We start from the raw sequence: 20,351 nt of genomic DNA, 5'->3' as shown, positions 1-20,351 counted from the left end.
TTAATTCCATTTTGTAATAAGAAAGGTGGTGAATATGATGAATTTTGTAACTCCTAAAACGATTAATTCTCAAATTGCTGGATGTTACATTACACCTTTTAAGTCGAGACTACTTACCGCTTGCTGGAACCAATATTTGTTGGCTGTTTAACAAGTTCTTGTTTAGATCAAATATTCGTGAATTTTTTAGTAATTTTTATATTTTGGATCAGAATCAAAAATGTATTTTATTCGAAATAAATAAGTGAGGGCGAACATATGTTACGGTTAGAACATATCACTATAAAATACAATGAAAGAGTGATCTTTCGCGACTTAAGCTATCAATTTCAAGAGAATAAAATATATGGTCTAATCGGGAGAAACGGAGCGGGAAAGACAACATTGTTAAAAACGATCGTACGTTTGAAAAAAGAAGAATACGGAGATATTTTTTGGGGGGATGTTTCCATTAAAAACAAAGATTATTTTGATTTGGATGCTACGTTCATTAGCGATGATCACTCTTTTTTTCAAGATTTGACGATGTACGAACAAATGTTGTTTTTATGTAAAATTAAGGGACTTCAAAAAACAAAAGCACAAAAGAAAATAGAAGGAATTGTCGACCTGTTTAAGTTGGGAGACTACATTGATTATTTTCCTCATGCGCTTTCGAGGGGGACGCTTCAAAGGTTTGGTATTGCCTTTGGGTATTTAAGAGGGAGTAAGTTGCTGTTATTGGATGAACCTTTTATTACCCTTGATCCAATCCAAGTGAATACATTGGAAAAATTATTAATATCTCAAAAAAGTCCGAACAGAATTATTGTTGTTTCTAGCCATGACTTGGATAGTTTAGAAGCCATTTGCGATGAATATTTAATTATTAAAGATAAGAACGTTATTCGTTATCTTCCTAATGAAATTGGACGGTCAACAATTACTCAAATCATTGGTGATAGTTATGAATAGTCATATCGTATATTATTTTATACTCAATCAAATGAGAAAAGGGATGCGGATCGTCAAACAATATCCTTTCTATGTCGTTGGGATGATTGTTGCCATGTTTTTTCTTGTTCCCGTAGCAATCGATTTGAGTCGTGTTTATGGGAATATCGTTAATCACTATGCTCCTTATTTGATTTTTGTTTATGGGGTAGTCAAGTTATTTCAAAATAACCCGATCATAAATGTTCCGTTTCAAATTTTTCAGTATCGGCTTTTTGATTTTAAAAAATTTAAGCGATATTTGCTCATGAAAATGATTTTCCCCAGCATCGCTTTTTTGATCGTCTATGTGCTATTCATGCAACAAGTCAGCATATCGTTGATTATAGCTCTATTAGCTAATGTTCTTTTTAATTACCTATGTTTCATGCGTTATCAATATGAAATATTGTATGTTCAGTTGCTCATGATGAGTACAGTGGTGTTAGGTTTCATAGCGATTTATGTAAAGGCGATAATAATTCCAGCTTTGATGTTTGTGGCGATGATTATACATTTGTTTTCTTTGAAATCGCTAGACTATTCATTATTGCATCGCTACTATCAAATTATGTCTAAAATGGGAGAGGGACTGTTAAATAAAGATATAAGTAAAATATTGGAGATTCAACAGTTACTCACAACAAAAAAAGTGTCATCAAATACAAAGTTATTGCTGAAGTATTATGATCAAGATTATTCATTTTACTTCATGAGGGAAGCTTTAAAAATCAGGTACTATCAGAAAGATTTTTTTGCTTACGTAACAACTTTGTTACTATTTAGCATGGCAGGAATTTGGCTAGACCATTTTTATTACGAAGTGGTTTACATTTTTTTAGTCATTTTTTTCACGGATCATATGTTGACGAAATTGAACAAATATGAGTTAGAAACAATGAAAAAAAGTCTCGTTTTTCATATCAACTTGAGACAGTATGTGAAAAGAAAATATATATGCCACCTTATTTTTATGTTAGTGCCTATCATTTTAAGTTTTTCAATTTTGATAAAGCTACCGCTTTCCTTTTTGTTGATTTGGGGATGTTTACCTCTGAAAAATGTATTATTTAATTATACAGAAAAAAAGTTTTTCAGAGCGATGCTATATGCTCTAGGGGGGGTACTGTACTCTTTTCCTTATATAGAAATGACATGGCTCCATTAATAATTCAATTGGATTAAGAGTGAATGTGGGAGGCACAACTCATACGTTTGTATCCCCTCGTCAGCGATGTGTTTGTCTTTTTGCGAAGCGATCTGAAACCAAGGATACGGTTAATGTAGATTATGATGAAACAAAAGTAAGCGTAGAAAAACTGAAAGAAGCGATTGAAGAGCAAGGATATGATGTGAAGTGAGGAGAGAGGGTGTCCCGAAAATAATCGGGCACCCCTTTTCAATAGCGCAAATTTTTTCTTTTTCACGAAGAATAATAAAAAGCCGAGATGTTATAATGAAAATAGCAGATACGAAGAAAAAGGTGGTGATTCATTTGTTATCACAACAAGACATACTTCGTGAAATGTCAAAAAATTTAGATATATGGAGCAAAAAGTATGGCGTAAAACGAATCGGACTATTTGGTTCATACAGTCGTGGAGAACAAAGAGAATCGAGTGACATTGATGTGTTGGTAGAATTTATAGATCATGCGATGACATTCGATAACTATATGGAGCTGAAATTTAGTTTGGAAGATCATTTTCAAAAACCGGTAGATTTAGTTATTGTAGATGATATCAAACCGACATTAAAGCCGACTATTTTAAGGAGTGCTAAGTATGCAGAGAGAGCCTAGCGTTTTTTTACAAGATATTCTGGCTGCTGCAGAAAAAATTGAGAAGTACACCCAAGGGCTTTCTTATGATGACTTTCTAGATAATGATTTAATATCAGATGCGGTCATTAAAAACATATTAGTAATCGGAGAAGCAGCAAAACACATTCCAGACGAAATGAGACAGGCATCTCCACATATCGAATGGAGAAAGATGGCTGGCATGAGGGATATGATGATTCACGGTTATTTCTCCATTAATTATCGAATTGTTTGGGATGTTGTCCAAAATAAAATCCCCAGGCTAAAGCAACATATTATGCAATTGCTAAATGAGAAAAAAGTCTAACCCCCCTCCAACGCTTTTATTTAGAGGGGGGGATCTTTATTCCCCTTTATTCATTGTGTCATTCGGATCTGGGGTATAGTCCGATTTGTAGTCGGTATATTTGACCTCTGTCACCATTCCCGCTGACGCATGGTGCAAGTCGTGGCAATGGAACATCCAATTCCCTGAATTATTTGCTTGAAATGCGATGACATATTCTTCACTCGGATTTATATTTAACGTATCTTTAATCAATGGAGAGCCTGTAACTGGCTTCCCATTTTTGCTTAATACTTGGAAGAAATGTCCATGTACATGCATCGGGTGGATGTCCGTCGGTGAATGGTTCACGAATTTTACTTTGACGAGATCGCCTTTTTTCACGTTAACTGGAGCTGTGTCAGGATACGTTTTTCCGTTAATCGTGAAAACCATCCCATTTTTGCCCATTGCTGTTCCTAAATCCATTGTGTATTCGACATCATATGTTTGGTCTAATGTAAATCGAGCCGGTTTCTGTTTTCCGTATGTCGTTATATCTACAACAGGAAGCGTTTCTTTTGCATTTGCTTTGTCCGTATGGTTTGCTTGCCCCTCATATTGAATTTTTACTTTCATGCCATCGGTGCCTTTCATATTTCCATGGCATTCTAGTAACCATTCGCCTGGATTATCCGCTATAAATTCAATATCGTAACGCTCGCCGGGAGCGATATTTAACAATTCGTCTTTGATTGGTTGTGGGCTGTTGATCGGCTGACCATCCGTTGCGACAATTTGAAACTTATGTCCGTGCAAATGAAGCTTGTGGGACATGTACCCTGCGTTAATCAGACGAAGCCGTACTTTTTCCCCTTTTTTCACCTTTAACGGTTCAATGGACGTTCCGCTTTTTCCGTTTATGGTGAAAATATCGTACATGCTCATATCATGCATCATTCCATCGCCACCGTGGTGCATATTTGTATGTTGAGCATGTCCGTTTGTTGACGATGTTTCTGGTTGACTCATCCATTCGTCTAGCACTAGCGTATAGTCTCGATCGACTTTTTCTTCCTTTTTCGGTTCGACGATCAGAGTGCCGTATAACCCTTTATCCACTTGCTCGGCGCTTTTTTGATGCGAATGATACCAATATGTCCCAGGGATCGTTGCTGTAAATGCATACGTAAATGTTTCGCCAGGTTTGACTGCGTCCATTGTGACGCCAGGTACGCCATCTTGGTTAATTGGAACAGGATAGCCGTGCCAATGAATGGCCGTCGGTTCTGGTAATTCATTTTTAAAGACAATTTTTACGCGCTCTCCTTGCTTTACGCGGATTTGCGCTCCGGGAACGGAACCGTTATACGTATAAACAGGAACGGTTATGTTGTCATTTATTTGCAACTGCGCCTCTTTTGCAACAAGATGAATTTCTTGTCCAGATAATACGTCCGATCGTTTCGTTTTTTCTTTATGCTCTGTAGAATGATGTGGAGAATCATTTGTGCATGCAGCGGTGAACGTAGCGAGCACAGCCAATATAAACAGTTGTCGTAACATTTTATCTCCCCTTTCTAAATCTTATTGCCACTATTGTAAAATAAAAATATGGAGAATTTATGAATGTGGATGACGGTTGTCGTTTCAGCATAAGATGAAGAAGAAAAAGAAAAAAGGAGAATGTGTATGAAAAAATGGTTTTTTGTATTTAGCATTTTGTTTCTCTCTGCTTGCGGTGTATCAAAAGCGGATGAACGATATAAAGAGGGAGAAACGATCGCGTACGAAGTTGTAACAGGCGAACAGCTTCCACCACATGTAAAAGCATTATATGATAAACAACATAAACAATTTCAAACGTACACAGTTCAACAAGATGACATGACGTATGCGATCATTCATCTCGGAGAAAGAAAAACAGGAGGATATGGGGTTGAAGTTACCGAGGTCCGATATAAAAAAGGCAAAGCAATCGTCTATTATAAAGAACAAAAGCCAGCACCAGATGCAATCGTTACACAAGCGTTAACGTATCCGAAAGTCGCTATAAAAATAAAAACAACGATTCCGATCGAAATAAAGAAAAAATAAGCCCTATGCTTCATGCATAGAGCTATTTGACCATAGCAATCGCATCCGCCACGATCCACCCTGATAACGCGCAACCGAGCGAGCCTGCGCCAGGAAATACAGTATCTCCGCAAAGCCAAAGCCCTTCGACATTTGTTTGTAGGGCATACGTGGAAAACAAACTGAAGGCACCATTTGGAATATACCCACCTACTTTTCCGAACGCACGGTGAGTAAAGCGAGCAAATGTTACAGGTGTGCCGACTAATTGAACATGTATATTCGTTAATGGGAATGTTTTATTCACACGTTGCAATATTTGTTCTGTAAGCATCTTTTTCTGTTCATCATACGCATGACGATTCCACCAATGAAGTGGTTCGGTATGCGTGGAAATCGTGATGGAACGTTTTCCTACAGGCGTCATTTGTCGATCAAACGGTGCGGAAGTGGACAATAAAAATTGATTTCCTTCACTCATCGGCTTTGTTTTGTCAACGATAAATTGATGGTATAAGCTATCTGTCTGAAAGTTGTCGTCCACTCCCATGTAAATCGTAAACGCTCCCCAAGCCGGGCGTTTTTTTTCTTTTTCTTCGCGTATCGAAAATGTACGTTTAATAGAATCGTCTAAAATGGCAAAAATACTATGGACAGAGCCGTTAAATACAACATGTTTTGCTTCGTACGTTTGGTTTCGATTTGTCGTCACAAGCCAATGGCATTCTTTGCGAATGGAAATGACTTTCTCACGCATCCGTAGTTCTCCGCCAAGTTGTTTGTAGCGTTCTGCAAGTGCATGAACAACGGTTGCGAGCCCGCCCTCAACGTAAAATGCACCGCGATGGAAGATGCTTAAGGCAACGGCGCCAAGTAAAGCAGGACAACGTTCAATCGTTGTTTGCACACTATCAACGAGTTGGCCGTTTAAAAAAGCGATAAACGTCTCGTCGCGAATGCCATAATGTTGCAGGCGTTTTGCAATCGATTGAAATAAAAATGGTGCTGCGCTCAATAATTTTCGATCTGCTTTTTGTATCGTTTCGAATATATGTCTCATCGTTTTTGGTGGAATCATCGGTCGTTTATATATAAAAGAAAGGAGTGCATCTGCAAGAGAAAACATTTCTTCAAAAAAACGGACGATGGCTCCGCTATCTTTTGAAAACTGTAGGGCAATTTCATCAAACCAACGCTCTTTTTGTTGGTAATAACGAATCGTCCGCTCAGAAAAGTGTACATCCATTACGGTGTGTAATAAATGAACGGGAGGAGAGGACATGCCGAGCTCATGAAAAAGTTGTGAAAATACACCATCTTCTTCAAATCCCATCCCAAGCGTCGCTCCTGCTTGAAAGCGAAACGACTGCCGTTCAAATTTTCCTGCGCATCCGCCGAGTTCGTTTGCGGCTTCAAGCGTCAATGTGCGATATCCTTTTTTCGCAAGAAGGGCGCTTGTCGTTATCCCTCCAAATCCTGTTCCAACGATTATGACATCGTACAATATAGTCACCTTCTTTTTTCTTTTTATTATACAATTATTGAACAAATATTGTACAATGAAAGTGTGTAAAAGATGAAAGGATGGGATACATGCATACAGCAGTTGTTTGGTTTCGCCGAGATTTTCGTCTGCACGATCATACAGCGCTCGTGCACGCGCTTCATTGGGCGAAAGAAAGACAAGGGAAACTTCTTTTTTTCTTTCACTTTGACCCTTATTTTGCAAAAGAACGAACGTATCACCATGAATATTTTTTTCAAACAGTAGAGCAGTTTCGACAAACGTTGCGTCAACAATACGGGATACATGTTCACGTGTTGTATGGAGATGTGGATGATGTATTCGTTCGGCTAATCAGCCGTACACATATGAACACCATCTTTTTTAATAAAGACGAAGTCGGGCGTGGAAAAGAGCGGGACGATTACGTTCAGGCGTTGTTACAAAAACATGGGGTGGAAGTGTATACATATGATGATGCCCATATGCACGGCGCATTTGATGTGCTAAAAGCAGACGGAACTCCTTATAAAGTATATACACCGTATTACCGTGCCTGGCGGAAACGTCCGAAACGTTTCCCACTTTCTATTGATATGGATCTATTGAGTGCACATATGTTGCATATCACACCGCTGTCAGAAGATGACGAACGCGCTTTTACGCGCTGGCTTTCACAGTGTACGAAGCGTTGGGAACGTACGAGTGAACAAGATGCGCTGATCACTTTACAACATTTTATCGAATCAGCTCTTCCGTATTATGACGAAAAGCGCGATATTCCAAGCGTTGCGGGAACGAGTCGATTATCCCCACATTTAAAAACAGGAACGATTTCGATTCGGACAGTGTTTCATGCGGTTGCGCAACAATTTGGTAATGGCTATGACGAAGCGGTAGAAACATATATAAAAGAATTAGCATGGCGCGATTTTTACCATATGATTTACGCGCATTTTCCATTTACAAAAACAGAAGCGTTTATAGAAAAATACCGCCATCTTCCATGGTCACGCGATAATGAACGGTTTCAAGTTTGGAAAGAAGGAAAAACAGGCTTTCCACTCGTTGATGCAGGGATGCGTCAATTGAAAGAAGAAGGATGGATGCACAATCGTCTTCGTATGATCGTGGCATCGTTTTTAACAAAAGATTATTTGATCGATTGGCGCATGGGCGAGCAATATTTTCAGCACATGTTAATTGACTATGATGAAGCATCAAATATCGGAGGATGGCAATGGGCTGCTTCTGTTGGGACGGATGCTGTGCCGTATTTTCGTGTGTTTAACCCGATTGAACAGTCGAAAAAGTTTGATCCGGACGGCACGTATATTCGCACATATGTTCATGAACTTGCTTTTTTCCCTTCGCCACATATTCATGAACCGTGGAAAAGCAACTTCAACATCAATTATCCTGCGCCGACAGTCGATCATCGCCTGCAACGCCAACGTGCGATTGCGTTATTTCAGATAAATGAGTGAGTATAAAAGCCCGCTTGATGAAGTGGGCTTTTCATTTTTGTTGCGACTAAGACGTAAAGTTTGTGAAGGATTATAAACAAAGAAAAAAGAATAGGAATAAATATCATCTATGTTAGACGGATTGTATAGCACTATTCATCACCAAGTAAGGAATAAACGAAGAAGGGAAGGAAAACGAGATGAGAACAGCAATCGAAAGAAAGAGGTTCTATATTAATGGTGAATGGGTCGAAGCACAGTCGTATACCAAGCTTTTCTCCCCGTATTCTAGCGAAGTGTTAGCGGAGATTCCGCTCGCGTCAGAACAAGATGTGAAGCGGGCGATTGCGGCTGCGTACGAAGCACGGAAAAAGATAAAAAAAATGCCAGCACACGAGCGTGCAGCGATTTTAGAGCGAGTTGTTTTGCTATTGCAACAGCGTGCGGAAGAAGCGGCAATGCTAATCGCAAAAGAAGCAGCAAAACCAATCACGACCGCTAAAACAGAAGTCGCACGCACGATTCAAACGTACAAATTTGCGGCGGAAGAGGCGAAACGGATTCACGGAGAAACAATTCCGCTCGATGCCGCACCGGGCGGAGAACATCGCGTCGCATTTACGATGCGAGAGCCAATTGGAGTCATTGGAGCGATTACCCCGTTTAATTTTCCGATGAATTTAGTAGCACATAAACTAGGTCCCGCGATTGCAGCGGGAAACACCGTTGTATTGAAACCAGCCAGCCAAACGCCGCTTTCTGCGTATTTTATTGCGGAGTTGTTTGAACAGGCGGGACTGCCGAAAGGGGCGCTTAATGTCGTAACTGGAAGTGGAAAAACAGTCGGCGACCAAATTGTTACCGATCCTCGTGTGAGTATGGTGACGTTTACTGGAAGCCCAAAAGTAGGCATCGGCATTCGCAACAAAGCTGGCTTAAAACGCGTGACGCTAGAATTAGGATCAAACTCAGCTGTTATTATTGATGAACAAGTGGACGTTGATCGGATCATTCCGCGGTGCATTGTGGGTGTTTTCTCGTTCCAAGGACAAGTGTGTATTTCGTTGCAACGCATTTATGTGCATAAAAATCGGTATAAAGAGTTCGTTGAAAAGTTTATTGAAGCGGTGAAACAATTGAAAGTCGGTGATCCGCTTGACCCAAGCACAGACGTTTCGGCTCTTATTTCTGAAAAAGACGTTGAGCGTTCGTTACAATGGATTGAGGAAGCAAAACAAAACGGTGCGACCGTAGCGATCGGTGGAGAACGGCAGGGAAATATTTTGTTGCCGACTGTCATTTTAGATGCGGCGCCAACGATGAAAGTATCGTGCCAAGAAGTGTTTGCGCCAATTGTATTAATTAATCAAGTGTCTTCCATCGATGAAGCAATTGAACGAGTTAATGACTCGCGCTACGGGTTGCAAGCCGGTATATATACAGACAACGTTCATACCGCATGGGACGTAGCCGAGAAACTGCATGTTGGTGGAGTGTTGATTAATGACATTCCAACGTTTCGTGTTGATCATATGCCGTATGGTGGGGTAAAAGAAAGTGGCTTCGGACGTGAAGGCATTCGATATGCAATAGAAGAAATGACAGAATTAAAGTTGATTATTTTTAATCGGAATCGGTAATGCTTACCCGTACTATCAAATGGTAGTACGGGGTTTTACGTCGAAGAGAGGTGTTTTTCTTGACCATTTTCGTCCGCATAGTTGTTGATGTCATGTTGCCGTTATTTTTGTTGATTGGCGCAGGGGCGTATTTGCATCGATTGTTTCATTTTGACATGAATACATTATCGAAAATTACGACGTATTTTTTGCTTCCAGCGGTTGGATTTGTGAACGTTTATGAAAGTGACATGACAAGCGATGTATTGTTTGACGTTTTTTTCTTTCTTGTCTTACAAGCTGGGACGCTCATCGTTCTTAGTGCGATGATGGAAAAATGGCTAAGGCTTGACCGCAGCTTAGGAGCTACGTTTCAAAATACGATTGTCCTTAACAATTCCGGCAATTTTGGCATTCCAGTAAGTCAACTTGTGTTTCGCGATGAGCCGTTAGGTTTGTCGATCCAAATTGTCGTAACGATTTTTCAAAACTTTTTAACGAACACGTATGGATTGTTTCAGTTTATTTCTGCCAGTGAAAATAAAGGGAAAATGAGTCGTGAATTTTTTAAAAATCCAATTATTTATGCGCTAATCCTTGGTGTCATTTGTCGATTTTTTCATATTTCAGTACCGACATTTATTTGGCAACCGCTTACACATGTCGCTGATGCTTTTCTGGCAATTGCTTTGCTGACGTTAGGTGCTCAACTTGCTTATATGAACATCAAACAGATTCCGCGTCTTATGTTTGTAACGATTGGCAGTCGCCTTATTTTATCTCCTATGATTGCTTTTTTGATCATTTTGATTTTACATATCAAAGGGACGACAGCACAAGCGCTGCTTATTGCTAGTGCATATCCTTGTTCCCGAAACACGGCGTTGTATGCATTACAATACAACCATCATCCAGAATATGCTGCTCAAGCTGTATTTTTATCTACCTTGCTTAGTCCGTTGACGGTATCGGGTGTCATCGGGCTTGCCCGTGTTTATTTTTAACTTGCATGCCAAAGGAGTGCTCTGACCTCGCTCCTTTGGCAATGTTTGTTCGATTATTTACGTATGACCGGAACCCATAATTCACTTTCTGGAAGGTGATTTGGTGCGTAGTAACATTCAATACATGGAGCATCAGCAAGTTCATATTGAGAAGAAGGGAGCCATTCATATAATTGATTCCACGCTTCGGTTACGTTTGGAATGACTGCCCACGTGTCGTGAGAGATCGTCATACATTGCATATCGTTCGGAGCTTCTCCGTCATAGCGTATCCCCATAAAATAAATAAACTCCTCATCTGTAATTTTCGCTTCTTTCCCACAAACACCTAAAAGCCCTTCAAGCGTGCATTTTGGACGCTCCCATGAGAGATCGATCAGTTTTTGCATAAACCCATCCTTTTTGGCATGATCCCAAAGCGAAGAAATCGTTTGGAATGCTTCATTTGTTTTTACACGGTACCTTTTTCCCACGATGGTCAATTCAAATGGAATCGTTTCAATTTTATGCTCCATTTTGATAGCTCCTTTTGTTGATATGATGGATATTTCTATATGAGTTGATATTCCTTACCTTTTTATATTAACATAAAAATCCAATATACACTTATAAATGTTTGAGAAGGTGCCTAATTATGTCGAATAAAGTAGTTACGATATTTCGCTTTGCAGTGGTTGGAGTAGGCAATACATTTGTAGATTTTGGACTGTTTTTCTTGCTTGTAGCCCTTGGTATGCCATATATGTGGGCGCAAATGTTTGGCTATAGTGCAGGTGTGATCAATAGCTACGTATGGAATCGGACGTGGACATTTCGAGCACAAGGGGCGATCATGAAGCAGTTTGTTCGTTTTCTTGTTATCAATCTTTGCTCTTTTATAGTGACGCTCTTACTTTTGTATGCGCTAAACAAAATTTACCCCATTTTTCTAAGTAAAGTAATTGCAACGATAGGTGGGATGGGCGTCAGTTGGTTAGGTAGCTATAAATGGGTATTTTCAGAACGAATGTTACGTAAAGATATATAACATAATATTTCGAAAAATATGAAAAAAATATTCCTTTCCCCTTCCTTAGATGTTATAATCGTGTTATGAAATATAACATAAGGGGGTGGGTTATACATGTTTTTGCTCAGAAAACGAGTAAAAATAGAAAAAGAAAACGAAGTGCAAACGAATGTGATGCTCGGTCAAATTGAAGTAGCTGCTGATCAACTGAAAGCAGTTGTAGAACAAATGAAATTGGCTGCCGAGTCGCTCGATCAAACATCGAGTGCTACACAACAAAGTACTGTACAGCTCATTGATCGTTTGGAAAAAACAGTGATTTATACGACACAAGTAGAAGAAAAAATGAAAATGATTGAACAGTCCGCGTTGAAAATTTCAGATGTTTCTCAGTGCATTCATGCAGACAGCGAAGCGTCTTGTAATGAACTTATTCGATCGTTACATTCATTAGAAAACCTTCAACGCGAAATGAATGATCTGCGAACAGGGCATTATGCACTGCTTCGTCAAATGGAATTGTTAGTAGAGCGCTCACAAGAAATTCATCATATTCTTTCAACGATCGCCTCTATTTCGCAACGGACGAGTATTTTAGCATTAAATGCAAACATTGAATCAGCGCGTGCGGGTGAGCACGGGAAAGGGTTTTCTGTCGTCGCGAATGAAGTTGGAAAATTAGCCAACCAAACGTCAGTTGCGGTAGAACAAACGCGTGATATTTTGTCATCTATTCAATCAGAAATTGCTTCAACGATGCACATGGTGAAATCGGAGACAGAACAAATCGAAAATGGGTCAAGCGAAATGAATAATGTTCTTTCGATTCTAACTGATTTTAGAAAAAAGCTTCATCATATGACAGCTATGGCATACGATTCATCGCAATCGGTCGAAGAACAAACAGGGAGTGTGCAAGAAATTTCGGCTTTACTTGCATATATTTCTTCGCTTGCCTTAGAAAACAAAGAGCATGCGCATAAGGTTGCGGATCATATGGATATACAGCATAAAAATGTCGAACAAATGTTACAAGTAAATAAAGCCATTGAACAAACATCAAATGAATTACAAGCCATTATAAAAAATGATGAACGAGAGCAGACATTTTCTGCAGATGTATATGTGATTGAGCAGATGAAAGAAAAGCTCACATCCTTTATCCGTTTTTATCCACTCGTTCGTTTAGATGCGACAGAACATGAGAGATATTTAAATGAATTTTTGCGGATGAACGAGAATATAGAAGCTGTTTGGTCAAATCGCATCGATGGAACGTTCATTTATTCAAATCCCCCGGCTGGTCTCGTAAATGCGAAAGCAAGACCGTGGTTCGTTGAGGCAACTAAAGGCAATGTGTACGTTTCTTCCGTATACACGTCAGCATTGACAAAACGTCCATGTTTAACGATTTCAGCACCGATTGTGCAAGAAGGTGACGTCATTGGAGTTGTCGGGATCGATTTATCTGTGTAAGAGGCAGTAAGCCGGCTAGTATATTAGCTGGCTTACTGGTATCGATCTAACATGGTGAAAAATTGTTTTACAAATTGATAAAATACGTTGACAGACGGTGCAAGTTCATATTTAGGTAAAATAATGCCGACATTACGGCGGACGAGTGGAAGTTCAATCGGTACTTTGACTGTATAACGCGGTGTTGTTTCGTAAAATGTACTTTCTGGCAACAAAGTAACGCCAATACCTGCCGAGACAAGTCCTTTAATTGCATCTAAATCTTCTCCTTCTGACGAAATGATCGGAGAAAAGCCGGCTTGTTTGCAAGCATCTTCAACAATTTTACGCAAAATAAATCCTTCTGGAAACATGACAAACGGCTCATGTCGTAATTCGCTTAAAGCAATGCTTCGTTTTTGATTGAGTGGATGATCTGTCGGAATGAGTGCGGCGAACGACTCGGTAAATAAAATATCGCCTTGAATGCCTTTTTCTTCTGTTGGTACAGGACCTAAAAAAGCTAAATCAATTTCTCGTTTTTTTACTGCCTCGATTAAAAACTTATAAGAACCTTGGCGTAAATGGAAAGAAATGTGCGGGTGTTGTTGCTTAAATGTTGAAATGACCATCGGCATCGTGTAACTTGCAAGACTTGTTGGAAAGCCGATTTTAATCGTTCCTCGTTCGGGATCTAAATATTCTTCAATTTGTTGTTTCGCATAGTCAATCGCTTTTAATGCTGATTCAATATGTTGTAGAAAGTGGCGTCCGATCGGTGTTAATTTCACATTTCTTCCTTCTCGTTCGAATAATTTGACCCCAAGTTCATCCTCTAAGTTTGCAATTTGGCGGCTGACAGCGGATTGAGCGACATGTAACGCTTCGGCGGCTTCTGATACATGTTCCCTTTTGGCAACTTCTGTGAAATAGACCAATTGTCTTAACTCCATTTTCTCCACCTCTTGCCATCGTTCTCAAAATGAGATGAATGTTATCTAAATTATATATTGTTTGTATGATTATTGAAACCTACAATTATACATACACGATGACGGAATGGGGGATTTACGTGAGAGGACTACCAAAGGCACAAGGACTGTACTGTCCACAATTTGAGCATGATGCATGCGGGATCGGGCTATACGCTCATTTAAAAGGAGAAGCATCTCATCATATTGTAAAACAAGGACTTCATATGTTGCGCCAACTAGAGCATCGAGGAGGTCAAGGAAGCGATCCGCAAACAGGTGACGGAGCTGGAATCATGGTGCAAATTCCTGATGATTATTTTCGATCCGTTTGTTCATTTTCACTTCCCGCCAAAGGACGTTACGGAGTCGGTATGGTTTTCTTTTTTGAACATGATGAACAAAAGAGAGTCATTTTAGAGAAGAAAATCAATGAAATCATCTGCGAGGAAGGACAAACGTTACTCGGATGGCGAGATGTACCTGTTGATGTCGAAAAACTTGGAACATTAGCAAAACAAAGTCGTCCATTTATTCGACAGCTTTTTGTGGCAGCGGGCAATGACGTAACAGATGAGCAACATTTTGAACGTAAATTATACGTCATTCGTAAACGGGCAGAAAAGTTAGTGAAAAACAATGAATATTATTTTGCTAGCTTATCAAGTCGAACGATCGTTTATAAAGGGCTAGTCACCCCTGAACAATTGGATGCTTTTTATATCGATTTACAAGATGAGCGATTTCGTTCGGCGTTTGCGCTCGTTCATTCGCGCTTTAGCACGAATACGTTTCCGAGTTGGGAGCGTGCGCACCCAAACCGCTATTTAATTCATAACGGGGAAATTAATACGCTACGTGGCAACATTCATTGGATGATGGCGCGAGAAAAACAATTTTCATCACCTGTTTTTGGTGAAGATTTACAAAAAGTACTTCCGATTTTAGATACGAATGGAAGCGATTCTTCCATGCTCGATAATGCGTTTGAGTTTTTCGTTTTAGCTGGAAAATCGCTTGCTGAAACAGCGATGATGCTCATTCCGGAGCCGTGGTATTGGGATGAAGAGATGGACGATGATAAAAAAGCATTTTATGAATATTATAGCTGTCTTATGGAGCCGTGGGACGGTCCGACGGCTATTGTGTTCACAAACGGAAAACAAATTGGTGGCATTTTAGATCGAAACGGTCTTCGTCCAGCTCGTTACTATGTGACAAAAGATGACTATATTATTTTTTCATCGGAAGTTGGAGTAATTGATGTGGCTCCAGAAAACATTTTATACAAAGAACGATTAAGCCCTGGAAAAATGCTTTTTATTGATTTTGAACAAGGCCGCATCATTTCTGATGAAGAAATAAAAAGACAAATTGCGAATGAACGACCATATCGTCAATGGGTAAATGAACAGATGATTTCTATTGATGAATGTGCAGAAGACGAGCAGGAACAACCGTTTGACAACCTTTTGACATGGCAAAAAGCGTTCGGATATACGTATGAAGATGTCGAAAAAACAATCATTCCGATGGCGACGGAAGGAAAAGATCCGACTGGAGCGATGGGGAATGATACGCCGTTAGCGGTTTTATCCGATCGACCGCAAAGTTTATTTAACTATTTTAAGCAACTGTTTGCCCAAGTGACAAACCCACCAATCGATGCGATACGCGAATATATCGTCACATCTACAGTTACGTTGCTTGGAAAAGAAGGAGATTTGTTAAATCCAGACGCATCTTCGGCTCGTCGCATTCGATTAGAGTCACCAATCATTACGAACAAACAATTAGAAGCGATCCGAATGAGCCCGTATCGTGAATTCGTTAGTGTGACATTGTCAACGGTGTTTACACATAACTTAAAAGAAGCGCTGGACGAATTATGTCAAGCGGCGGATGAAGCGATTGCTTCTGGCGTAACGTTGCTCATTTTATCCGATTGCTCGATAGATGAACATCGCGTTGCGATTCCAGCGCTCCTTGCGGTAAGTGCGGTACATCAACATCTCGTTCGAACAGGAACGCGCACAAAAGTCAGTTTAATCGTGGAAACTGGAGAAGCGCGTGAAGTGCATCATTTTGCGGCGTTAATCGGCTATGGGGCAGATGCGGTCAATCCGTATTTGGTATTTGCGACTATTCGAGAAGCGATTGAAAAAGGAGTGCTTCATTCCACATACGAAAAAGCAGTCGAAACGTACAAAAAAGCAGCGACAGACGGTGTTGTCAAAGTGATGTCTAAAATGGGCATTTCCACGGTGCAAAGTTATCGCGGAGCGCAAATTTTTGAAGCGATCGGCATTGGGAATGATGTCATCGATCAATATTTTACCGGCACAGCATCACAAATTGGTGGAATTGGTTTGAATGAAATTGCCCAAGAAGCAAAGATGCGTCATATGCAAGCGTTTCAAACAACTTATGATCATACACTAGATTCCGGTAGCGAGTTGCAATGGCGCAAAAACGGTGAACATCATGCGTTTAATCCGAAAACGATTCATACGCTACAATGGGCGTGTCGAAAAAATGACTATGGGTTATTTAAGCAATACTCAAATATGGCCAATGAAGAACAACTAACGTTTTTGCGGAATTTGTTTGAGTTTGACGAAACGCGTACGCCTATTCCGATTGAAGAAGTTGAACCGGTAGAAGCGATCGTCCGTCGCTTTAAAACAGGAGCGATGTCATACGGTTCTTTGAGTGAAGAAGCTCATGAAGCGCTTGCGATTGCGATGAATCGCATCGGTGGAAAAAGCAATAGCGGAGAAGGTGGCGAAGATCCGCGCCGCTATGTACGGGATGAGAATGGTGACTTCCGTCGCAGTGCGATTAAGCAAGTTGCATCGGGACGTTTTGGTGTGAAAAGTCATTATTTAGTTCATGCCGATGAGCTGCAAATTAAAATGGCGCAAGGGGCGAAACCGGGAGAAGGGGGACAACTTCCTGCGAATAAAGTATATCCGTGGATTGGAAAAGTGCGTGGATCTACGCCGGGTGTGGAACTTATTTCACCGCCGCCGCACCATGACATATACTCTATCGAAGATTTAGCGCAACTCATTTACGACTTGAAAAATGCGAATCGTCATGCGCGCATTAGCGTGAAGCTCGTTGCAAAATCTGGTGTTGGCACGATTGCTGCGGGAGTGGCTAAAGGTGGTGCGGACGTCATCGTCATTAGCGGATATGACGGCGGTACAGGTGCTTCACCGAAAACGAGTATTAAACATGCGGGGGTTCCTTGGGAGCTTGGTTTAGCTGAGACGCACCAGACGCTCATGTTAAACGGACTGCGCGATCGCGTCGTATTAGAAACAGATGGAAAATTAATGACTGGTCGCGATGTTGTCATGGCAGCGTTATTTGGCGCTGAAGAGTTTGGTTTTGCAACAGCTCCACTTGTCGTTTTAGGATGTGTCATGATGCGCGTTTGTCATCTAGATACGTGCCCAGTCGGTGTAGCGACGCAAAATCCAGAACTTAGAAAAAAATTCACAGGTAATCCAGAACATATTGTAAACTTTATGTATTTTATCGCTCAAGAAGTGCGTGAGACGATGGCGCAACTCGGGTTCCGTACGATCGACGAAATGGTTGGACGGGTAGATGTGTTAAAAGTAAGCGAGCGGGCAAAGCGGCATTGGAAAGCGAAACATCTTGATTTGTCGAGATTGTTGTATCAAGTGCAAGGACCGCGCACGTTTTCTAAACCGTACGATCACTGTCTTGAGCAAACGCTAGATTATGAAACTATTTTGCCGGCTGTACAGAAAGCAATAGAGGAGAAAAAGTCTGTGCAATTGCACGTACGAATTAACAACGTGCAGCGAACAGTCGGTGCGATCGTCGGGAGCGAAGTATCGAAACGATATGGGGAAGAGGGTCTCCCAGCAGATACGATTCAGCTAAGTTTTTACGGTTCAGCAGGACAAAGTTTTGCGGCGTTCGTGCCAAAAGGGATGACGATGACATTAGTCGGTGATGCGAACGATTATGTCGGTAAAGGTTTATCAGGTGGAAAAGTAATCATTCGACCGCCGCATGAAGCGACGTTTGCGTGCAACGATCAAGTCATTATTGGAAATGTAGCGTTTTACGGTGCAACGAGCGGTGAAGCGTACATTCGTGGCCGGGCTGGCGAACGTTTTTGCGTTCGAAATAGCGGTGTTCACGCAGTTGTTGAAGGTGTTGGTGATCATGGCTGTGAGTATATGACGGGTGGACGTGTCGTCATCCTCGGTTCTGTTGGGAAAAATTTCGCCGCTGGAATGTCCGGCGGTATAGCATACGTATTTGCTGATGACGATGTGTGGAAAAAACGCGCGAACTGTGAACTCGTTTTATTTGAGTCATTAGTCGACGAAAACGAAATACGAGATGTGCAACATATGATTATGAAACATTACGAATATACAGAAAGCCCGAAAGCGGCGTATGTGCTTGCAAATTGGGAGCGTGTTGTGCGAGACATAGTCAAAGTGATCCCGAAAAATTACAAACTCATGATTGAAACAATTGAAGCGATGAAGCAACGCGGCATGTCGCATGACGAAGCGGTATTTGAAGCGTTTGAAACGGTCGCAAGAAAAAAAGGTGTCGTCGTTGAAAAAGGAATCGAAGCGGTCGCAAAGTAAGCGCTCGCTTCTGTAAAAGAAGAAAGGGGGAGAACGATGGGGAAAGCAACAGGATTTATGGAATATGTACGGGAAGAAGAACAAAAGCGTGATCCGCTTTCTCGGTTACATGATTGGGAAGAATATGCGTTTCCGTTTCCAAACGATACGTTAGCTCGTCAAGGAGCACGATGTATGGATTGCGGTACGCCATTTTGCCATATGGGAATGGAGCTAAATGGCTTAACGTCAGGATGCCCGATTCACAATCTCATTCCAGAATGGAACGATCTTGTATACCGTGGACGTTGGAAAGAAGCGTTTGAACGGTTAGTAAAAACGAATAACTTTCCCGAGTTTACGGGACGTGTCTGCCCAGCACCGTGTGAAGGATCGTGCACTGTAGCTATTTTCGATTCCCCGGTAGCCATTAAAGGAATCGAGCGAGCAATCATCGACAAAGCATTCGCAGAAGGGTGGGTTCAACCACGCATACCGACAAAGCGCACAGGAAAAAAGGTAGCGGTGATCGGATCAGGACCTTCCGGCTTAGCATGTGCAGACGAATTAAATCAAGCAGGTCATTTTGTGACTGTGTATGAACGTGCGGATCGCATAGGTGGTTTGTTAACGTATGGCATTCCAAATATGAAACTTGGAAAAGATGTCGTTGAACGACGTGTACGTTTGCTTGAAGAAGAAGGGATTACGTTTATTACAAACACGGAAGTTGGCAAGCATATTACCGCTGATGAACTGCGGAAACGATACGACGCTGTTGTGCTTTGTATCGGAGCGCAAAAACAACGCGATCTCGTCATCGAAGGACGAGAATTAGCGGGCATTCATTTGGCGATGGACTATTTAACGGTAACGACAAAATGGTTATTGACGGGTGAAAAGGATGAGATGTTTATTGATGCAAAACATAAACATGTCATCGTTATTGGTGGCGGTGATACAGGAGCAGACTGCGTGGCAACTGCACTTCGTCAACAATGTAAAAGCGTGGTGCAGTTTGGTAAACATCCTGCGTTGCCAAAAGAGCGTACGGATGATAACCCTTGGCCGCAATACCCGCTCATTTTTACTGTTGATTATGCGTATGAAGAAGCGGAAGCGAAGTTTGGTGCGGATCCACGGCAATATTGCATTCAAACGAAAAAAATTGTCGGTGATGAAAGTGGAAAAGTAAAAGCGTTGCATACGATTCAAATGGAAAAAATAGTAGATGAACATGGGCGTATTGTATTTAAAGAAATTCCGGGTACAGAGAAAGTATGGTCGTGTGACATCGTGTTGATTGCCATCGGTTTTGAGGGACCAGAGCCATCACTTTTACAACAATTTGGAGTAGAAACAGTAAACAAAAAGGCGAAGGCGCCAAGATACAAGACGAATATCGAAGGAGTATTTGTAGCAGGTGATGCAAGACGTGGACAAAGCCTTGTCGTTTGGGCGATTCACGAAGGACGAGAAGCAGCGAAAGCAGTGAGCGATTTCTTGATGAAACGTTAAGGAAATGAATCATCCCCTTTTTTTGTGCATATATTGAGTTATCAT

Annotated in this window: 16 protein-coding genes and 1 pseudogene; 13 read left to right on the top strand and 4 right to left on the bottom strand. The window is 41.0% G+C overall.

Annotated elements, in window-relative coordinates; translation table 11 throughout:
- The first annotated feature begins 258 nt into the window (after positions 1 to 258).
- The 5 genes and pseudogenes from HNQ84_RS03375 (at position 259) to HNQ84_RS03355 (ending at position 3,101) form a co-directional block, all read left to right on the top strand.
- Positions 259 to 954: an ATP-binding cassette domain-containing protein gene (locus HNQ84_RS03375; RefSeq protein ID WP_183246799.1), complete on the top strand. Its 696-nt coding sequence runs from the start codon at positions 259 to 261 to the stop codon at positions 952 to 954.
- Positions 947 to 2,140 (top strand): hypothetical protein, encoded by a 1,194-nt coding sequence (locus HNQ84_RS03370; RefSeq protein WP_435621171.1) that lies wholly within the window; start codon positions 947 to 949, stop codon positions 2,138 to 2,140. Before HNQ84_RS03375 ends, HNQ84_RS03370 begins: the two co-directional genes overlap by 8 nt.
- 106 nt (positions 2,141 to 2,246) lie before the next feature.
- Positions 2,247 to 2,333, top strand: a pseudogene (locus tag HNQ84_RS03365) (copper-binding protein); the annotation flags it as partial.
- Positions 2,334 to 2,497: 164 nt separating this feature from the next.
- Positions 2,498 to 2,773 carry a nucleotidyltransferase family protein gene (locus HNQ84_RS03360; RefSeq protein ID WP_435621308.1) on the top strand — a complete coding sequence of 92 codons (276 nt, stop codon included), beginning with the start codon at positions 2,498 to 2,500 and terminating at the stop codon, positions 2,771 to 2,773.
- Entirely contained in the window at positions 2,757 to 3,101 is a 345-nt protein-coding gene (locus HNQ84_RS03355; RefSeq protein ID WP_435621170.1) for a HepT-like ribonuclease domain-containing protein, read from the top strand. Before HNQ84_RS03360 ends, HNQ84_RS03355 begins: the two co-directional genes overlap by 17 nt.
- A gap of 36 nt (positions 3,102 to 3,137) precedes the next feature.
- On the opposite strand, the gene HNQ84_RS03350 is transcribed toward HNQ84_RS03355, so the two are convergent.
- A complete protein-coding gene (locus tag HNQ84_RS03350; RefSeq protein WP_435621169.1) occupies positions 3,138 to 4,625 on the bottom strand; it encodes a multicopper oxidase family protein in 1,488 nt (495 codons plus the stop codon).
- 126 nt (positions 4,626 to 4,751) lie between these two features.
- On the opposite strand from HNQ84_RS03350, the gene HNQ84_RS03345 reads away from it, so the two are divergent.
- Positions 4,752 to 5,156: a protease complex subunit PrcB family protein gene (locus HNQ84_RS03345; RefSeq protein WP_435621168.1), complete on the top strand. Its 405-nt coding sequence runs from the start codon at positions 4,752 to 4,754 to the stop codon at positions 5,154 to 5,156.
- Between the two features lie 22 nt (positions 5,157 to 5,178).
- Here HNQ84_RS03345 and HNQ84_RS03340 read toward each other — a convergent pair whose 3' ends face one another.
- On the bottom strand, positions 5,179 to 6,639 hold the full coding sequence (locus HNQ84_RS03340) for a phytoene desaturase family protein (RefSeq protein WP_435621167.1): 1,461 nt from the start codon (positions 6,637 to 6,639) through the stop codon (positions 5,179 to 5,181).
- Between the two features lie 80 nt (positions 6,640 to 6,719).
- Between HNQ84_RS03340 and HNQ84_RS03335 the strand changes: the two genes are divergently transcribed.
- The 3 genes from HNQ84_RS03335 to HNQ84_RS03325 all read left to right on the top strand — a co-directional run bounded on the left by HNQ84_RS03335 (position 6,720) and on the right by HNQ84_RS03325 (position 10,728).
- Complete coding sequence (locus HNQ84_RS03335) at positions 6,720 to 8,126, top strand: cryptochrome/photolyase family protein (protein WP_435621166.1); 1,407 nt, start codon at positions 6,720 to 6,722, stop codon at positions 8,124 to 8,126.
- A gap of 179 nt (positions 8,127 to 8,305) precedes the next feature.
- Entirely contained in the window at positions 8,306 to 9,745 is a 1,440-nt protein-coding gene (locus HNQ84_RS03330; RefSeq protein WP_435621165.1) for an aldehyde dehydrogenase family protein, read from the top strand.
- Positions 9,746 to 9,804: 59 nt separating this feature from the next.
- Positions 9,805 to 10,728: an AEC family transporter gene (locus tag HNQ84_RS03325; protein WP_435621164.1), complete on the top strand. Its 924-nt coding sequence runs from the start codon at positions 9,805 to 9,807 to the stop codon at positions 10,726 to 10,728.
- 53 nt (positions 10,729 to 10,781) lie between these two features.
- Here HNQ84_RS03325 and HNQ84_RS03320 read toward each other — a convergent pair whose 3' ends face one another.
- Positions 10,782 to 11,243, bottom strand: coding sequence for a GyrI-like domain-containing protein (locus HNQ84_RS03320; protein ID WP_435621163.1), 462 nt, complete (start codon positions 11,241 to 11,243; stop codon positions 10,782 to 10,784).
- 116 nt (positions 11,244 to 11,359) lie between these two features.
- On the opposite strand from HNQ84_RS03320, the gene HNQ84_RS03315 reads away from it, so the two are divergent.
- Complete coding sequence (locus tag HNQ84_RS03315) at positions 11,360 to 11,755, top strand: GtrA family protein (protein WP_435621307.1); 396 nt, start codon at positions 11,360 to 11,362, stop codon at positions 11,753 to 11,755.
- Positions 11,756 to 11,851: 96 nt separating this feature from the next.
- Positions 11,852 to 13,213, top strand: coding sequence for a methyl-accepting chemotaxis protein (locus tag HNQ84_RS03310; protein ID WP_032101473.1), 1,362 nt, complete (start codon positions 11,852 to 11,854; stop codon positions 13,211 to 13,213).
- Between the two features lie 32 nt (positions 13,214 to 13,245).
- On the opposite strand, the gene gltC is transcribed toward HNQ84_RS03310, so the two are convergent.
- Positions 13,246 to 14,145: a glutamate biosynthesis transcriptional regulator GltC gene (gene gltC / locus HNQ84_RS03305; RefSeq protein WP_055441604.1), complete on the bottom strand. Its 900-nt coding sequence runs from the start codon at positions 14,143 to 14,145 to the stop codon at positions 13,246 to 13,248.
- A gap of 119 nt (positions 14,146 to 14,264) precedes the next feature.
- On the opposite strand from gltC, the gene gltB reads away from it, so the two are divergent.
- A complete protein-coding gene (gene gltB, locus HNQ84_RS03300; RefSeq protein WP_435621162.1) occupies positions 14,265 to 18,809 on the top strand; it encodes a glutamate synthase large subunit in 4,545 nt (1,514 codons plus the stop codon).
- 36 nt (positions 18,810 to 18,845) lie between these two features.
- Positions 18,846 to 20,306 carry a glutamate synthase subunit beta gene (locus HNQ84_RS03295; RefSeq protein WP_435621161.1) on the top strand — a complete coding sequence of 487 codons (1,461 nt, stop codon included), beginning with the start codon at positions 18,846 to 18,848 and terminating at the stop codon, positions 20,304 to 20,306.
- The last annotated feature ends 45 nt before the right edge of the window (positions 20,307 to 20,351 follow it).

The organism is Anoxybacillus eryuanensis (genome assembly GCF_051200995.1).
GTDB lineage: Bacteria > Bacillota > Bacilli > Bacillales > Anoxybacillaceae > Anoxybacillus > Anoxybacillus tengchongensis.
Note: the sequence above shows the minus strand (reverse complement) of the source record. Positions and strands in the feature narration are given on the sequence as shown.